This is a genomic window from Streptomyces sp. BoleA5 (genome assembly GCF_000373665.1).
In the GTDB taxonomy this organism is placed as follows: domain Bacteria; phylum Actinomycetota; class Actinomycetes; order Streptomycetales; family Streptomycetaceae; genus Actinacidiphila.
Genome location: NZ_KB892104.1, coordinates 31,516 through 46,161 on the forward strand (window position 1 = coordinate 31,516; position 14,646 = coordinate 46,161).

General features: G+C 70.5%; 13 protein-coding genes and 3 pseudogenes. 9 read left to right on the forward strand and 7 right to left on the reverse strand.

Annotation, left to right across the window (positions count from 1 at the left end; genetic code table 11):
- The first annotated feature begins 6 nt into the window (after nt 1–6).
- Together B085_RS0119270 and B085_RS0119275 are read left to right on the forward strand one after the other, a co-directional pair.
- Nucleotides 7–507 (forward strand): DUF6286 domain-containing protein, encoded by a 501-nt coding sequence (locus tag B085_RS0119270; RefSeq protein ID WP_018560214.1) that lies wholly within the window; start codon nt 7–9, stop codon nt 505–507.
- A 19-nt stretch (nt 508–526) separates the two neighbouring features.
- Nucleotides 527–1,135 (forward strand): alkaline shock response membrane anchor protein AmaP, encoded by a 609-nt coding sequence (locus tag B085_RS0119275; protein ID WP_018560215.1) that lies wholly within the window; start codon nt 527–529, stop codon nt 1,133–1,135.
- A gap of 341 nt (nt 1,136–1,476) precedes the next feature.
- On the opposite strand, the gene B085_RS0119280 is transcribed toward B085_RS0119275, so the two are convergent.
- From B085_RS0119280 to B085_RS0119290, 3 genes are all read right to left on the reverse strand, one after another.
- The gene (locus tag B085_RS0119280) at nt 1,477–2,172 is read right to left on the reverse strand and encodes an alpha/beta hydrolase (protein ID WP_018560216.1); all 696 of its coding nucleotides are present in this window, start codon (nt 2,170–2,172) and stop codon (nt 1,477–1,479) included.
- Nucleotides 2,173–2,260: 88 nt separating this feature from the next.
- Nucleotides 2,261–2,575, reverse strand: coding sequence for a hypothetical protein (locus B085_RS42970; protein WP_420706609.1), 315 nt, complete (start codon nt 2,573–2,575; stop codon nt 2,261–2,263).
- Nucleotides 2,576–2,652: 77 nt separating this feature from the next.
- On the reverse strand, nt 2,653–3,291 hold the full coding sequence (locus B085_RS0119290; RefSeq protein WP_018560218.1) for a CBS domain-containing protein: 639 nt from the start codon (nt 3,289–3,291) through the stop codon (nt 2,653–2,655).
- A gap of 1,175 nt (nt 3,292–4,466) precedes the next feature.
- Between B085_RS0119290 and B085_RS0119295 the strand changes: the two genes are divergently transcribed.
- The gene (locus tag B085_RS0119295; RefSeq protein WP_234018604.1) at nt 4,467–5,195 is read left to right on the forward strand and encodes an SDR family NAD(P)-dependent oxidoreductase; all 729 of its coding nucleotides are present in this window, start codon (nt 4,467–4,469) and stop codon (nt 5,193–5,195) included.
- A gap of 137 nt (nt 5,196–5,332) precedes the next feature.
- On the forward strand, nt 5,333–6,211 hold the full coding sequence (locus B085_RS0119300) for an ABC transporter substrate-binding protein (protein ID WP_018560220.1): 879 nt from the start codon (nt 5,333–5,335) through the stop codon (nt 6,209–6,211).
- Between the two features lie 210 nt (nt 6,212–6,421).
- On the opposite strand, the gene B085_RS0119310 is transcribed toward B085_RS0119300, so the two are convergent.
- Complete coding sequence (locus tag B085_RS0119310; RefSeq protein ID WP_018560222.1) at nt 6,422–6,895, reverse strand: cupin domain-containing protein; 474 nt, start codon at nt 6,893–6,895, stop codon at nt 6,422–6,424.
- A gap of 261 nt (nt 6,896–7,156) precedes the next feature.
- Nucleotides 7,157–7,449: pseudogene (locus tag B085_RS0119315) on the reverse strand (aldehyde dehydrogenase family protein); the annotation flags it as partial.
- Nucleotides 7,450–7,842: 393 nt separating this feature from the next.
- Here B085_RS0119315 and B085_RS42975 point away from each other — a divergent pair.
- From B085_RS42975 to B085_RS50855, 3 genes and pseudogenes are all read left to right on the forward strand, one after another.
- Complete coding sequence (locus B085_RS42975; protein WP_018560224.1) at nt 7,843–9,330, forward strand: MFS transporter; 1,488 nt, start codon at nt 7,843–7,845, stop codon at nt 9,328–9,330.
- On the forward strand, nt 9,327–9,893 hold the full coding sequence (locus B085_RS0119325) for a TetR/AcrR family transcriptional regulator (protein WP_018560225.1): 567 nt from the start codon (nt 9,327–9,329) through the stop codon (nt 9,891–9,893). Before B085_RS42975 ends, B085_RS0119325 begins: the two co-directional genes overlap by 4 nt.
- A gap of 81 nt (nt 9,894–9,974) precedes the next feature.
- Nucleotides 9,975–10,225: pseudogene (locus B085_RS50855) on the forward strand (IS5/IS1182 family transposase); the annotation flags it as partial.
- 34 nt (nt 10,226–10,259) lie between these two features.
- On the opposite strand, the pseudogene B085_RS48725 reads toward B085_RS50855, so the two are convergent.
- Both B085_RS48725 and B085_RS42985 read right to left on the reverse strand, forming a co-directional pair.
- Nucleotides 10,260–10,418 (reverse strand): annotated as a pseudogene (locus B085_RS48725) (RNA polymerase subunit sigma-24); the annotation flags it as partial.
- Nucleotides 10,419–10,727: 309 nt separating this feature from the next.
- Nucleotides 10,728–11,330 carry an EamA family transporter gene (locus B085_RS42985; RefSeq protein ID WP_018560227.1) on the reverse strand — a complete coding sequence of 201 codons (603 nt, stop codon included), beginning with the start codon at nt 11,328–11,330 and terminating at the stop codon, nt 10,728–10,730.
- 42 nt (nt 11,331–11,372) lie between these two features.
- Here B085_RS42985 and B085_RS42990 point away from each other — a divergent pair, with 42 nt between their 5' ends.
- The gene (locus tag B085_RS42990; RefSeq protein ID WP_018560228.1) at nt 11,373–12,566 is read left to right on the forward strand and encodes a PLP-dependent aminotransferase family protein; all 1,194 of its coding nucleotides are present in this window, start codon (nt 11,373–11,375) and stop codon (nt 12,564–12,566) included.
- 185 nt (nt 12,567–12,751) lie between these two features.
- Entirely contained in the window at nt 12,752–14,341 is a 1,590-nt protein-coding gene (locus tag B085_RS0119345) for an MFS transporter (protein ID WP_018560229.1), read from the forward strand.
- Nucleotides 14,342–14,646 lie beyond the last annotated feature (305 nt).

The following is a 14,646-nucleotide window of genomic DNA, read 5'->3' on the forward strand; positions in this document are numbered from 1 at the left end:
GCCGCGGTGGTGGCGCTGGTGGCACTGTGCGGCTTCGGGCTGATGCTGTACGACGTGATCGCGGTGCGAGCCGGGCACCGCGCCGGAGCTTGGCGCACCCACCTCGCCGACGAGATGGCCGGCCGCCCGGTCGACGATCTGTGGATGCTGGTCGGCTCCGCTGTCGCCGCCGCCGTCGGCCTGTGGTTGCTCTTCCTCGCCCTCACCCCCGGCCTGCGCCGGTTGCTGCCGCTGCGAGCACCTGACGGCAGTACCGGACTGCGAGCCTGGCTGGACCGCCGGGCTGCCGAACTGATGTTGCGTGACGCAGCGATGCGGGTCCCCGGCGTCGGCCGAGCGAGGGTCCGAGTGGGGCGCCACCGCGTCGTCGTCTTCGCTGACGTCCGCTTCCGTGACCCATCGACCGTCCGCGACGACCTCAACGAGGCCGTCCACGATCAGTGCCGCCAACTCGCCCTTGCGCATGCCCCACGAGTAGCCATACGCGTGCGAGAACGCGTCCGTTGACCCGGCCCGGGAACCCGCCATGAACAGCCGATCCATACTCAACCGCCTCCTCCTGGCCATCACCGGCCTGGTCCTGCTGGGCGGCGGGCTGCTGATCTTCACCGCCGGCATCGACTTCTACCGCCTGCTGCACGTCGATCCACCCGCCGGATGGCCATTGACCACCCACAACGACGTACTACTCAGCAACGCGGACCGGATCCGCTGGAGCGACCAAGGCTGGTGGTGGTGGCCGGCCGTCATCGCCGCCCTCACCCTGGCAACCGCCTTGGCTCTCCTGTGGCTGCTCACCCAACTGCGTCGTCACCGCCCAGGATCCGTGCATCTGGGCGGCGCGCCTCCGCCCGATGGTGTTGAACTTCGGGGCAGCGCCCTCAGCAACGCCGTCGCCGACGAAGCGCGTGCCTTGCCTGGCGTCGCCCGCGCCGGCGCCCATGTGACCGGACGCCCGGCGCACCCGCGACTCGATGTGGCGCTCACTCTCACAGAACACGGCGCACCAGCCCCTGTCCTAAAGGCGCTCTGTCACGGACCCGTGGCGCAAGCACGCGAGTGCACCGGACTGACCGACCTGCCCACCCGGGCACGCTTCGGCGTCGCCAAGCACAAAGCGCGTCGCGTCGAATAGGCGTTCCCATCAGGGCGCAGTGATCGCCGGCTGGCAACGCGGCCCGCAGGTGGTGGTCGTGCCTGCGGTGGTGCAGGTGCCCTGGGCACGGGCGGTCCCGGCCAGTGCCAACGGGGCGATACCGGTGGCACAGAGCGCGCGGGCCGCAACGGTCAGCGCGCGTATTCGACGGTTTGCCGCACTAGCGCGATATCGGCTCGCACCCTAGCCCGGACGGCCGGCGGAGACCGGAGATGAGAACGTCACGATCTGCCCCTGGACTGGAAGCGGTCGGGGTCCGCCGGCCGCGGTGGACGCGGCTGGCGGGCGTTACGGGCGGCCGGGCTCACGCTCCGGCCGGCTCATGGCAGGCTGAGTTCGCGCCTGATGAGCTGAGCCAGGGCGGAGGGCTGGGACAGGAAGGGCGAGTGCGAACTGTCCAGCCTCAGCGTCCTGTCGGCGCGCTTCGCGAAGAGTTCTTGGGCGAAGGGCGGGATGGCCTTGTCCGCTTCGCAGATGATGTAGGTGCTCGGAATCGTCTGCCAGGCGACCGCGGTCAGCTTCTGGGTTGTGGCGGCGTAGGACTGGTAACCCAAAGCTGCTGCCGCCTTCTCGGCGACGCTCCTGTCCACGTCGCCGTAGAAGACGTCGACCGGGCCTGCCACGGTCAGGAAGTCGCCGACGCCCTCCTGCCGATGGAACTCCCACCAGGGAGCGGGGTCGCCGCCCACACTCGACAGCAGGGAGTCTCCGGCGTCGAGCTGGAACGCGGCAAGGTAGACGATTCTCTTGGCGTTGGGCGTCTCGACAAGCGCTTGGGTGGCGGGGATGCCGCCGTAAGAGTGCGCGACGACGACCACGGGTCCGTCGATCGCCTCGACCGCGCCCTTGATGACAGCCGCGTCGGAGTACATGTCGCCCAGCACCTCGGGGTCGTCGCCGCTCGAGGTGAGTGCCACGGTGTGGACATCGATGTCGGGCAGGTCGTCGATGAGGAGTTGCAGATGCTCGGGTCTGTGCCACGCTCCGGGCACCAGCAACAGCGACGGCAGGGTCATTCGAACCTCATAGGACAGGGTGTGTTTCGGGCACGGTGTGCAGGCTCATCATGTAAGCCCGCGCATCGCACCGTCCACGTGATAGATATCACCCATGATCTATACGGCTCAGCCAACCGCCCCGCTGCAGGGGAACGTCCTTCATGCCCTGGGTCTGGCGGCGGTCGAGTTCGGCGTCCAGGTCGTCCTGCTCGGCGGGAGTGGGGGCGCAGCCGTTCGAGGCGTTCGGGACGGCGCGTGCCTGCTCGGCGCGCTCAGCCCGCTCGGTAGGGGTGAGGAGAGTGTCGGCCGGGCGGGCCAGGTAGGCGCGCAACGACAGGCCCTCGGCGGCCGCAGTCTTCGCAGCAGGTCCCGGCCTCGGCAGGGATACGGAGGAGTTCGCGGGCTTGGCGGACCGCCGCACACGCACGCCGTGGCGGCCTCGCCCGCTGCCGGCCGCGACCCGTGCAGGTGCCCCCGGTGCGGCAGCGGGCCCGCGGCCTAGCTAACGACGGCAAGGCGGGCGTCCACGGCGACGACACCCTCGACGCCCTGGCACAGGCCCACGACCACCGGGATCAGACGCGGTTCCGGGACGTGACCCCGCAGGGTGACAGTCCCCTCCTGGACCTCGACCGCGACGACGCCTTCCTCCAGGCGCAGGATGCCATCCAGGACGTCCTGCTCGATTGCGCCGCGAATCTCGACGTCGGAGCGGACGAAGATGTCGAGCAGGTCGCTGCGGCTCACGATGCCGGCCAGGAGCCCGTCGTCGCCCACCACCGGCAGCTGCTTGACGTGCCGCCTGCGCAGTTCCCGCGCGGCCCGGGGGATCGTCCAGTGGGCGCGGGCAGTGAAGACAGGACTGCTCATGAGCGCGCCCGCGGTCCGGGCCCGCGCCTTGCCCCAGACGTGCTCCTCGTCCCCGTCCTGCCCCTGCGGATCGGGCATGCCGGTCTCGTGCCGCAGCACGTCGGACGCGGACACCACGCCGACGGGGGCGCCGTCGTCGTCGACAACCGGAGCCGCGGCAATGTCGTTCGCGTCCAACAGGGCCACAACTTCATTGAACGGCGTGTGGGTGCGGAACGTGACGACGTCCTCGGTCATCACATCACCCACCGTGCGGCGGTGCGGCATGGCACCGGCCTCCTCCATTTCGACAGGCGACCGCGGAAGGACCGGCCCGGACCGACGAGGCGTGTCCCCCTCCGACTGGCGCCTCCATGGGCAGTCACGACCCCGTCAGCTCATCCGCGCCGCATCCCCTCCCCCTCCATGACAGCACCACAATGCTTTGGCGACCAGTGACGTTCGGCCTGACAGACAGAGCCGGCTGGCCCACTGGGTCGGCGCCTCTCTCCCGGTGGCGGAAGCAGCCGACCATACGGTCACACGTCGGGGCCGTCGAAGAGGTCTTCGCCCACACGCAACGGCGGATCGCACTCGTTCCTCCTCATACCGCCGGCCACGGGCAGCATGCTGGCCTGATGACCGCGCCACCGGCAGCAACGCACTCCCCCGACCATCGGCCCGCCCGCAATTGCCTCAGGGTCCTGTCACATTCCGAGCAGTCGCCTCTCGCCTCCGTGAGCCGCCCGGCATGTTTGCGAAGCGCATGACGTGTCCCGGTAGGTCCAACCGTGCAGCCAGCCGAACCAGGCCGTGTCCGACGAAGATCATTCTGAGGGCTCGCGTAGCCAGGGGATGGGCGCGGCTCGATCCCCGGGAGTGCCCTGGGGACCTGGCTTGGGCGCGGAAGAGAAGGCATCCGTGCCTGGGGCCCGTGCGCCCGACGTGAGAGTACCGACGTCACCAGACAGCGGGTGCGCTGCCGCAGAGGCTGGCTTGGGGTCGGTTTCACAACGGTCCGAGATATGCCGGGCCATGGGTGGGGACAGCGCAGCTGCCACGTAGCGCGGGTCGCCGGCGGCCGCGGACGCGGGGGGACAGCCATTCGCTACGCGTATCCAGCAGTTCCTGATCCCGCGGTGCACGGAGCTCGGGGTGCACGGAGCTCGGGGTGGAACGGCGCGGCTCCGCTCCATGTGCCGGCGACGATGTGATGCTTTCGATGCCGCTGGAGCCGCTCAGTGAGACCATCCGCGGCAGGCGGGACGTGTTGCTCACCTCGCAGCTGCCGGGCGACTGGAACTCGGCGAACCTGCTGCGAGACCGCTGCCACCGTGCGCTGCGGGCAATCCGTCCCGGCTGCCGGGCCATCGGCGATGAACGACCTGGGGCGGTCATCCCGACGTCCGTGACGACGAGGAGGAAGGGGTCCCATGACTGGGGCGACCGGCAGGGTGGCATTGGTGACGGGCGCCAGCAGCGGGATCGGTGCGGCCACCGCACGCCTCCTGGCCGCGCGGGGGATGCGCGTGGTGGTCAACTACCTCAGCAGCAGCGAGGCGGCCGAGGAGGTCGTAGCGGACATCGCAGCCGCAGGCGGCCAAGCCATGGCCCTGCAGGCGGACGTGCGCGAAGTGGCGGCCGTCCATCGCATGGTCGAGCGGGTCACTGCGGTATGGGACGGAGTCGACGTGCTCGTGCACAACGCCCTCATCCCCTACGCGGTCGCTCCGTTCTGGGACATGACGTGGGAAGAACTCGGCGGGAAGCTCGAGGCCGAGATGCACGCGGCGTTCACGGTCACGAAGGCCCTGCTGCCCGGCATGACCGAGCGGCGGTGGGGACGCATCGTCTATCTCGGCACCGGCCTCAGTCGCAGGCCCAGGGAGGGCATGATCGCGTTGGGCACGGCCAAAGCGGCACTGGAGCAGTTCGCCCGCTATCTCGCCCTGGAACTGGGCCCGCACGGCATCACCGTCAACGTCGTCGCCCCGGGCCCGGTGGAGGACACCCGTATGGCGGCGGATGTGCTCGATGACGCGCTCAGGCAGCGGCAAGTGGCCGCCACCCCGCTCGGCCGCCTTGCGCGCCCGGCCGACGTCGCCCAGGCGGTCGCCTTCTACGCCGACGAGGGCAACGCCTTCATGACCGGCACCACGGCCGCGGTCGACGGCGGGTTGTCCATGCACTGACACCGTCGCCCCCCGTTGCACGTGGCCATGGGTCACGGTCCGGCCGGCGGCCTGGGACTACGGCCGCTCGCACCAAGACCGCGGGGCTCGCGTCACGCGCGGGCGGTTGACGGCGGCATCTCCGAGGAAAGGCCTTCATGCACACCATCGATCTCGCCTACGTCGGGCGGGGCCTGCACGAGGAACTGGTGGCGTACATCGCCGATCAGGAGGGCTATTACGCGGACGAGGCTGTCCACGTCGCGCTGCACGACGGCTGCACCTGGGACGAGGAGCGGCTGCGCCGCTGCGCCACCATCGGGCTCGGCCGGGCGCTGCTGTCCCGGCTGACCGACGGCACGCCCTGGGTCGCACTCAACGTCAACACCGACCGCCCGCTGTTCTGGTTCCTCGCCCGGCCCGGCATGACCTCCCTCGCCGACCTGGCCGGCCGCCGGCTGGCGGTGCACGCCCCCCACACCGCGCCCGGCTGTTTCACTCGGATCGTGCTGCGCAAGGCCGGCCTCGATCCGGACCGCGACATCCACACCGTCGTACGCCGGCCCGGCGACTACGGCATGGACCTGCGCCTCCTGCGCGCCGGCGAGATCGACGCCGCTGTCGTCGGCAGCACCATGGTGCCCGAGGCGGTAGCCGCCGAGAACGGCTGGAATGTGCTTGCCTGGATCGGCGACCACTTTCGGATCCCTACCGTGGGCGTGGCCGTCGACCCCACCCACATCCACCCCGACGACCCGGCGGTCCAGGCCGTCGTGCGGGCCCACCGGCGCGGCCTGCGGGCGATCCACGACGACCCCGACACCACGGTGCGGCACATGCGTACATTCCTTGGCGGACAGACCGAGGACGAAGCGCGAGCCCACTACGAGAAGTACATCGCCCCGCTCTTCACCACCGACGGCCAGGCCGACCTCGCCGCCGGCGCCACGGCCATCACCACGGTCGCCGCAGAACTCGGCGTCCCCGCCGCGGTCACCGCGGCCGGCTTCTACCGCACCGCACCGACCGGGTCCTAGATGGAGCTGAAAAGCGCCTGTGCCGGCGGGTTCCGGGTTCGTGGCTGCGGCGTTCATCGACGGGTGGCCTGGCCGCTCGCAGGCCGCCGAGGCGAGCCCTGACCGGCGGGAGGCACTTGTGACGCTGGAGAGGGACATCGCCTCACCGTGCGAGACGTGTGGCCCCGCGGAAGAACTCCACGTCTGACCGAGGCCCCGCCGCCGAACGGGTTACCGTGAGGGCGCCGATCGCCAGTCGGAGATGTCCTCGAAGTGCACGTCGTAGCGCAACTGCTCGGGGAGGAGTGACGCGAATTCCGCCTCGCCACGGCTGATGGCGGCCAGCCGCTCGAAGTAGCCGAACCGTTCGATACCCGGGCTGAGCACCACCAGTACATCGGCCGTCTCGCCCTCTGCCGCCCCGAAGACGTGCGGCAGCCCGGGCGGAATGACGACGAGCCCGCCCTTCCCCACCGCCGACAGGACATCGCCGAGACGGAAGAGCATCGTCCCACCCAGCACGTAGAAGAGCTCGTGGGAGAGCTTGTGGTGGTGCGGGGGTGCCCCGTCGGCGCCGGTCGCGAGGGTGAGCCGGCTGGCGCTGACCGCGCCCCCGTCGGCGAGCAACTCGAACGCGCCGTCTGTGAGCGACGCCCCGGCAGCCTCACCGGGCTGCACCACCAGCGCCGTGGATTCGTCGTGCATGATGACTCCTTCATCGGACGTGTCGCACAGTTCAGAACGGGACGACCGTCCTGGCGTACATCGATCCGCAAGAACTTCACTGACAGAAGTACGCAGCGGATCACCAGACTGGTTTCGGCAGCCTTCCCGCCGGTTGAGGCGAGCGCGTTGCCAGTCGCGAATCGGTCAGTCCCGGGCCCCGCCCCCGTTGCCCGGCGATCGTGCCCCTGACGAAACCGCTGTCCTCGCCCGCGTAGAAGGCCACGGCCCGGGCCTCGCGTCGACCCTGCCCTGCTCGGCGGTGATCAGCGCGGCGATGTCGTCCCGGCGCGCGTCCAGCAGTTCGCGGCAGCGGACCAGGATCGCGATCCGCCGCGCGAGCGGGGACGTGGGCCAAGTCGCGTCGGCCTCCTTCGCCGCGGCGACCGCGGCATCGACCTCGTCGGCTCCGGCCATCGCGACCCGTGTGGTGACCTCTCCCGTAGCCGGGTCGGTCACGGGGCTCCAGGTACCGGAAGCGCCCGCAACGTCTCCGAAGGGCTTGCCGCCACGATGCAGTGGACGACGGTCTTCATCGGCGGAACTCCTTCAAAGGTGACGGCGACGGGCAGCCCTGCGACGCCGGTCGGCTTCCACCCGGGCCTTGACGTCAACCGGACGGTCCGCGGCCCGGCCACGGATCGCCCGCACCGCCGGGGAGAGCAGGACTGCTGACATCGAAGCTACTTCTCCGATCCGCGCGTACGGGCGCTCCGGAGCCGCAGGGCCCGAAGTGCCTGCCTCGTGTCCAGAAGTGTCGTGGGGTGGATCACTCGCGTGTCGAGCGCCGGGGAGCCACCAGGGTCCGCCCGACGCTTTCCACCATGTGATCGCGCAGGACGGCGAGACGTGAGGGGAGGGCGCCGGGAATAATGTCACCACGTGATGACTTCAATCGATGACTTCAGCTTTCGACATCGAGGAGAGTCGTGGACAGTCCGGCCATTCCGGAGCCGCAGCCCGGGCGGCAGCGTGCGCTGGTTCCCGTGCTGGTCTCACTCGGCATGCTGGTCGCCGTGGTCAGCAGCCTCGGCGCCCCGCTGGTGCCGACGATCGCCGCCGAGGAGCACGTGTCGCTCAACGACGCCCAGTGGTCGCTGACCGTAACGCTGCTCGTCGGCGCGGTGAGCACACCGGTGATGGGACGGCTGGGAGACGGTCCGCGCCGCCGCCCCGTGATCCTCGGGGCTCTTGTGGCAGTGCTGGCCGGCTGCGTTCTGGCGGCGCTGCCGCTGGGCATCGGCTGCCTGGTGACAGGGCGGGCGCTGCAGGGCCTCGGACTGGGCCTCACCCCGCTGGCAATCGCCACCGCGCGGGACGCCCTGCCGCCGGAGCGGTCACGCCCCGCGGTGGCCCTGCTGTCGATCACCACCGTCGCCGGGGTGGGACTGGGCTATCCGGTCACCGGGTTGATCGCGCAGTCCCTCGGGCTGTACGCCGGCTTCTGGTTCGGGGCGGCGGTGAGCGTGGCCGCGCTGGTGGCCGCCGTCGTGGTCCTGCCGCCGTCCCCGCGCCGCCCGGCGCCGCGGCCGGACGTTCCCGGGACGGTGCTGCTCGGCGCCGCACTCGCCGGGCTGCTGCTCGCCTTGAGCGAGGCCGAACTATGGGGCTGGAAGTCGGTGCGGCTACTCGTCCTGGTCGGGATCTGTGTTCTGCTGCTCGGCGTATGGGCGGCGCACGAGCTGCGGACCGCGCGGCCGCTGGTCGATCTTCGGCTGACCAAGGACCGCGGAGTGCTGACAGCCGACGTGACCGCACTGGTGGCCGGTCTCGGGATGTACCTGTTGGTGTCGCTGGTCACCCGGTTCGTGCAGACGCCGCGCGAGGCCGGCTACGGATTCGGGGCCTCCGTGGCCGTCACAGGGCTGGTGCTGCTGCCGTTCTCACTCGGCAGTCTGGCCGCCGGCCGGGTGGTCCCGCTGCTGGCTCGGCGGGCCGGCACCGCCCTGGTGCTGGCGCTCGGGTGCGTGTTCTCCCTGGCCGCCGTGCTGGCCTTCGCACTCGTTCGCGGACAGCTGTGGGAGCTGTTCGCCATCATGGCGGTGGCCGGCTTCGGAATCGGCTGGATATTCGCCGTGATGCCCGGGATGATCGTGGGCTCCGTGCCCGCACACGAGACGGGGAGCGCGATGAGCTTCAACCAGGTGCTGCGCTACGTCGGCTACTCCACCGGAAGCGTGCTGAGCGCCACCGTTCTGCAGGCCCACACCACCGCCGGCAGCGCGCTGCCGACGGGCGACGGTTACCGGACGGCCGCCCTGCTGGCCTGCGGCGTGTGGGTGGTCATGATCCTCGTGACCACCGTCCTGCCGCCGCGGCGCCGGCGTGGTGCCGTCGCCGCTCCAGTACCAGCGGGGGCCGCTGCCCTACCGCGAACGGCGGGCGAGGACGCGGCCCGGCAGGAGGCGGCGCGATGACCGACGGCACGCCGTCGCGCAGGCGGGACTCCGCGCGCAGCCGCGAACTGCTGCTCCAGGCGGCAGGCGAGCTCTTCAGCGAGCGAGGCTTCGACCGGACCACGATCCGCGACATCGGTGAGCGTGCGGGTGTGGACCCGGCGCTGATCGCCCGGTACTTCACCAACAAGAGCGGCCTGTACACGGCGGTGCTGCGCGCGGAGCAGGGCGACGCGACCCCGCCGGACCTGCTCGTACGCGATCGGCTCCGCGCTCTGTTCGAGCGTGCGGACCGGCGCGGCGCCGGCCCCGTCCTGCGGTCGGCCGTCCAGGCCGAAGGTGATCCGGTGGTACAGGAGGCCGCCCGGGCCCAGATGCACGCCCGCCTGGTCGACCCACTGCGCGAGCGGTTCGCCGCCAAGGGAGTGGACCGGCCGCAACTGCGGGCCGAGGTGGCGGTCGCCGCCTTTGTCGGAGTGCTGCTGGCCCGCGGCGCGGGGACGCTCGACGAGCTTGCGACAGCGGATCTCCTGGAGGAGGTGCTGCCCCTGGTCAGCGCGACCCTGGAGGGTCTGGAGACCTGACGGCGGCGACGGCGTGTCGGGGCGTCCGCACGAGGTGCGGACGCCGACGGTCGCGGACGCCGCCTTCCGCAAAGGCGCGGCGACGGCGGCTGCCGGGGAACGGGACTGGTCTTTACGGGACTGGTCATTCCTCACCGCCGCAGCTGCGCGGACGAAGAACTCCCCGGCTGGAAGCAGCCACAAAAAGCCACAAGCGGGTCCGGGCCCGGGTCGAGCACGTCTTCGTCCGCACGAAGACCTGGAGGAGCTTGCGTGACGGCCGCCTCCGCGGCGACGGCGTGCACCCCGCGATGCGGGGCGTCGCCCGCCTGCACAACCTCGACATCGCCGGATGGGCGAACGAGCCGGCCCACGCCGATCCCGGGGTCACTTCATCTGACGGATCTGTTTCAGCTCGTCGTCGATGGCCCAGGCGTCGGCAACCGGTCCGAGGTGGCCAAGCTTGTCGGGGTTGATCACCGAACGAATGGTCTGGATCTGCCGGTCGAGCACGTCGAGGTCGAGGGCATGGAGGACCTTGCCGTCCCATGAAGGCGTGAGCACGGGCTGACGATCCGTTGAGAGGGACACGGCGAGCGGCCTTGTAGGTTGGAGGGATGGACCGGCAGGCGACGCGTGCCCCTGGCCGCACGCAGTGAGGGCCACCCGCGTCGCCCTGACCCCCCATGACTCGGCACCGCGTACCACTGGCGCGCAAGTGCCTCCCCACGCCAGAACAAAGGATGTTTCACGCACTCCACTGCATGATGGTCGCCGCGCTGCGGCGGCCCCGGCGCCTGATCCTTCGACGAGCGTGATGTCTGCAAGGCGCTCCCGACGGGCTGTTCTCAGCCGCTACCTGGAGCGTACGGAGGTGGGCGGGTCCGCTCGTACGACCTCCGCGGCAGGCATGTGATGCGGGCGCAGACCCAGCACCAACCCGAGGATCAGCACGGTGATGCCCAGCCATACCGACGGGCTGGGCATGCCGCTACCGAAGATGCTGCCGACGGCCGCCGCGGCAAGAGGCGCGATGCCGGAGAGCAGTCCGGCCCGCCCCGATCCGACGGCGCGGACCGTCGAGTACCACAGGACGAAGGCGACCGCCGTCACCATGAGCGCCAGATAGCCGATGGCGGCCCACTCGATACCGGACAACTCCGCCACCGCCGAGGGGCCTTCGGAGGCCACGGCGAGAACGGCCAGGAGTGCAGCGGCCATCCACATCGCGTGCACGGACACCCCCCACGGGGAGTGCCGCCGCAGGACCGGTACCGCGAGAAGGGTGAAGGCGGCCTCACAGGCCAGGGCCAGTGCCGCCCAAGCCACCCCGACAGCGTCGGTGCGCCCCGTTCCCTCCACCAGTACCGCTCCGGTGACGACCACCGGGGCCGCCAACAGGAGCCGCCGGCTGGGCCGCCGCCGTTCCAGCGCCGGGCCCACCACCGCGAGGACCACTGGTACGCACGCGACCGCGACGGCGACCGCCGCGGGCTCGGCATGCCGGGGACCGCAGCCGGATCCGGGACCGCGATCTTCAGTTCGGGCGACCGCGATGGCGTCGTCGACGTGCTGCGGGCCGTGCCCTGCCGGATCGACCTGTCACCGGGTGTCCCGGACCTCGCCGCCTTCCCGCGCGCCGGGTGGCTGCGCGCCCAGCGTGCCGTCCTCGCGGACGCTGCCCCGGCCGACTTCGGCTACGGCGATCCCAGGGGCGCGCCCGCCCTGCGCCGAGCGATCGCGGGCTGGCTGGCGCGCAACCGTGGCATCCGCGCCGACCCCGACGAGATCGTGGTGGTCGCGGGTGTGGCACAGGCTCTGAGCCTGCTCGCGCGGCTTCTCCTGGCGGACGGCATCCGCCGCGTCGCCGTTGAGGACCCCGGATCCCTCGGGGCACGCCAGCAGTTGGAGTACGGAGGCCACTCGATGGTGCCCATCCGTGTGGACGCCGGTGGCCTCGACGTCGGTGCGCTGCGTGCCAGTGGCACCCAGGCGGTGCTGCTGACACCGGCCCACCAGTTCCCGACCGGTGTCGTCCTCGACGGGGAACGCCGCCGAGAGCTGCTGGACTGGGCCGCCGAGGGTGGGGTGGTGATCGAGGACGACTACGACGCCGAGCACCGCTACGACCGGCCGCCGGTGCCCGCGCTGCGCTCGTTGATGCCCGAAGGTGTCTGCTACACGGGCAGCGTCTCCAAACTGCTCGCGCCCGCACTCCGCATCGGATGGCTCCTCGTACCGCCGGACCGGCTGGACGCCGTCGTAACGGCCAAGCGGTACGCCGACCTGGGCAACGGCGTCATCACTCAGCTGGTCCTCGCCCGGCTGATGGACTCCGGCGAGCTGGAGCGGCATCTGCGCCATGTGCGGCGGCGCCACCGCCGGCGCCGGGACGTGATGCTCAAGGCCATCGAGGAGCACCTTCCTGGTGCCCACGTGCACGGGGCAGCCGCCGGCCTGCACCTCATGGTCACCTTCGGCTCCCCGCCCGACGGCGCCTACGACCCCGGCCTGTGCGACGGTGCCCTGGCCGCGGCGGCCCTCGACCGAGGGGTGAAGGTACATCCGCTCTCCTGGCACCGCATCGGCCCCGGGCCGCCCGGCCTGGTACTCGGCTACGCGGCGGGACCCGCTCACGACATCGAGCAGGGCATCGCCACCATTGGTGCCGCCCTGCGCGGGCTCCGTTCCTGACGCCTGTGCAACTCAAGGATCAGGACGACCAGCCGGCCCCCTGGCGCGGGCGACTGGAGGCGGTCCGCTGGTACAGCCCGCTTTCAGCAAGGATGTACCGAGAGCAAGGATATGCCTGCTCTATGGTGATCTGAGGTCGTGTGCGCAAGGCGTGACGCACACCGGAAGCTCTGGAGGTGCAAGCGGTGAGGCGATGGCGGGCTCTGATCATCCTCGGTACCGCCCAGTTCCTGATGGTTCTCGACACCTCGGTCATGAACGTCTCGATCAGCCAGTTGGTCAAGGACTTCGACACCGAGGTCACCTCGATCCAGGCCGTCATCACCCTCTACACCCTGGTCATGGCAGCGCTCATGATCACGGGTGGGAAACTCGGGGACATGCTCGGACGCCGCAAGGTGTTCGGCATCGGACTGATCGTGTACGCCACGGGCTCCGCCCTCACCGCTGTCGCCCCGGTCCTGTGGGTGCTCACCGTCGGCTGGTCCGTGATCGAGGGAATCGGCGCGGCGCTGGTCCTCCCGGCGCTTGCCGCCCTCGTGGCCGGAACCTACCAGGGCCGGGACCGGGCCGTCGCCTACGGGGTCGTCGGCGGCCTGGCCGGAGCCGGCATCGCAGTCGGGCCTTTGGTCGGTGGCTGGGTCACCACCTACCTGACCTGGCGTCTGGTCTTTGCCGCCGAGGTGGTGCTGGTGGTGGCCATCCTCTTGGGCATGCGCTGGATCGAGGAACAGCCCCATCGCGGCTCCAGACCGCATCTCGACAAGGTCGGGGCCGTGCTGTCCGCCCTCGGCCTGGCCCTGGTGGTGCTGGGTGTTCTGCAAAGCAGCAACTGGGGCTGGCTGCGGCCCCGCAACTCCCCCGTGACCGTCTTCGGCTTCTCCCTCACCGTCTTCGTCATCGCTGCGGGCGCCGTCGTGCTGTGGCTGTTCCGGTCGTGGGAGCGACGGCAGGAGGCTCATAACCATGAGCCCCTCGTACGGTTCTCGCTGTTCGGCCTTCCCGCTCTACGGGCCGGTCTTGCCGCGTTGCTCAGTCAGAACCTCATCTTGCTGGGCCTGTTCTTCGTCATCCCTCTGTATCTCCAGATCGTGCAGGGCCTCAGTGCCTTCGAGACCGGGCTGCGGCTGCTACCGGTGTCGATCAGCATGCTCGTGGTCTCCATGAGCGGCCCCCTGCTCGGCAGGTTCGCCTCACCCCGCACAGTGGTCCGCACGGCCCTGCTGATTCTCATCGCGGCGATTCTCTGGTTGTTGGCCGTGATCACCCCATCCCTCAACGACCTTTCCTTCGCATGGGCAATGGCCCTGCTGGGCACGGGTATGGGCCTGCTCGCCTCCCAGCTCGGCAACGTCGTCCAATCCAGCGTCGGCGAGTCGGAACGCAGCGAGGTCGGCGGTCTCCAGTACACCGCTCAAAACCTGGGGTCCTCCCTGGGGACCGCCCTCATCGGCTCGCTTCTCATCGGGGCACTGGTGCACGTGTTCACGACCCGGATCGAAGACAACCCGCAGATCTCCAGCGCAGCACGTCAACAGGTCGGCATCACCATCGAGGCGGGCGTCAGCTTCGTCGCCACCGACCAGGTACGAGCCGCAGCAGAGCGCACAGGCCTGGCCAAGCCCCAGACCGACGCCCTCGTGACCGAATACGCCGAGGCACAGCTCGGCAGCCTCAAAGCCGCCGTCCTCGCCACCGCCGGCATCGCGCTCGCCAGTTTCCCGTCCACCCGGCACCTGCCGACAGACCGGCTCCGCAAGCCCTCGCCCAGCTGAGGGCTTCGATCCATGACGGGTCACGACAAGAGCCCCGGCCTGGCCACGACCGCTCGATAGTCGACCAGGGCCTCATGTCGTTGGACGATCCCGCACGGCTGGCCCTGCTTCACCCTGCCGCGGCACCGGACCCAGCCATCGGCGCAGCACCGCCGCTGTGTGCCGCCACCTGACCGGCAGGCAGTCGAGTTCGACGACGGTGATGCCGGTCAGGGCCGCAATGTGTTCGGCGGTGCCGGGACGGGGGCGCGGCCGGCTTCCACCAGGGCTCAGGCGGGTGCGTACAGGTGCCAGCCAGCCTCAGC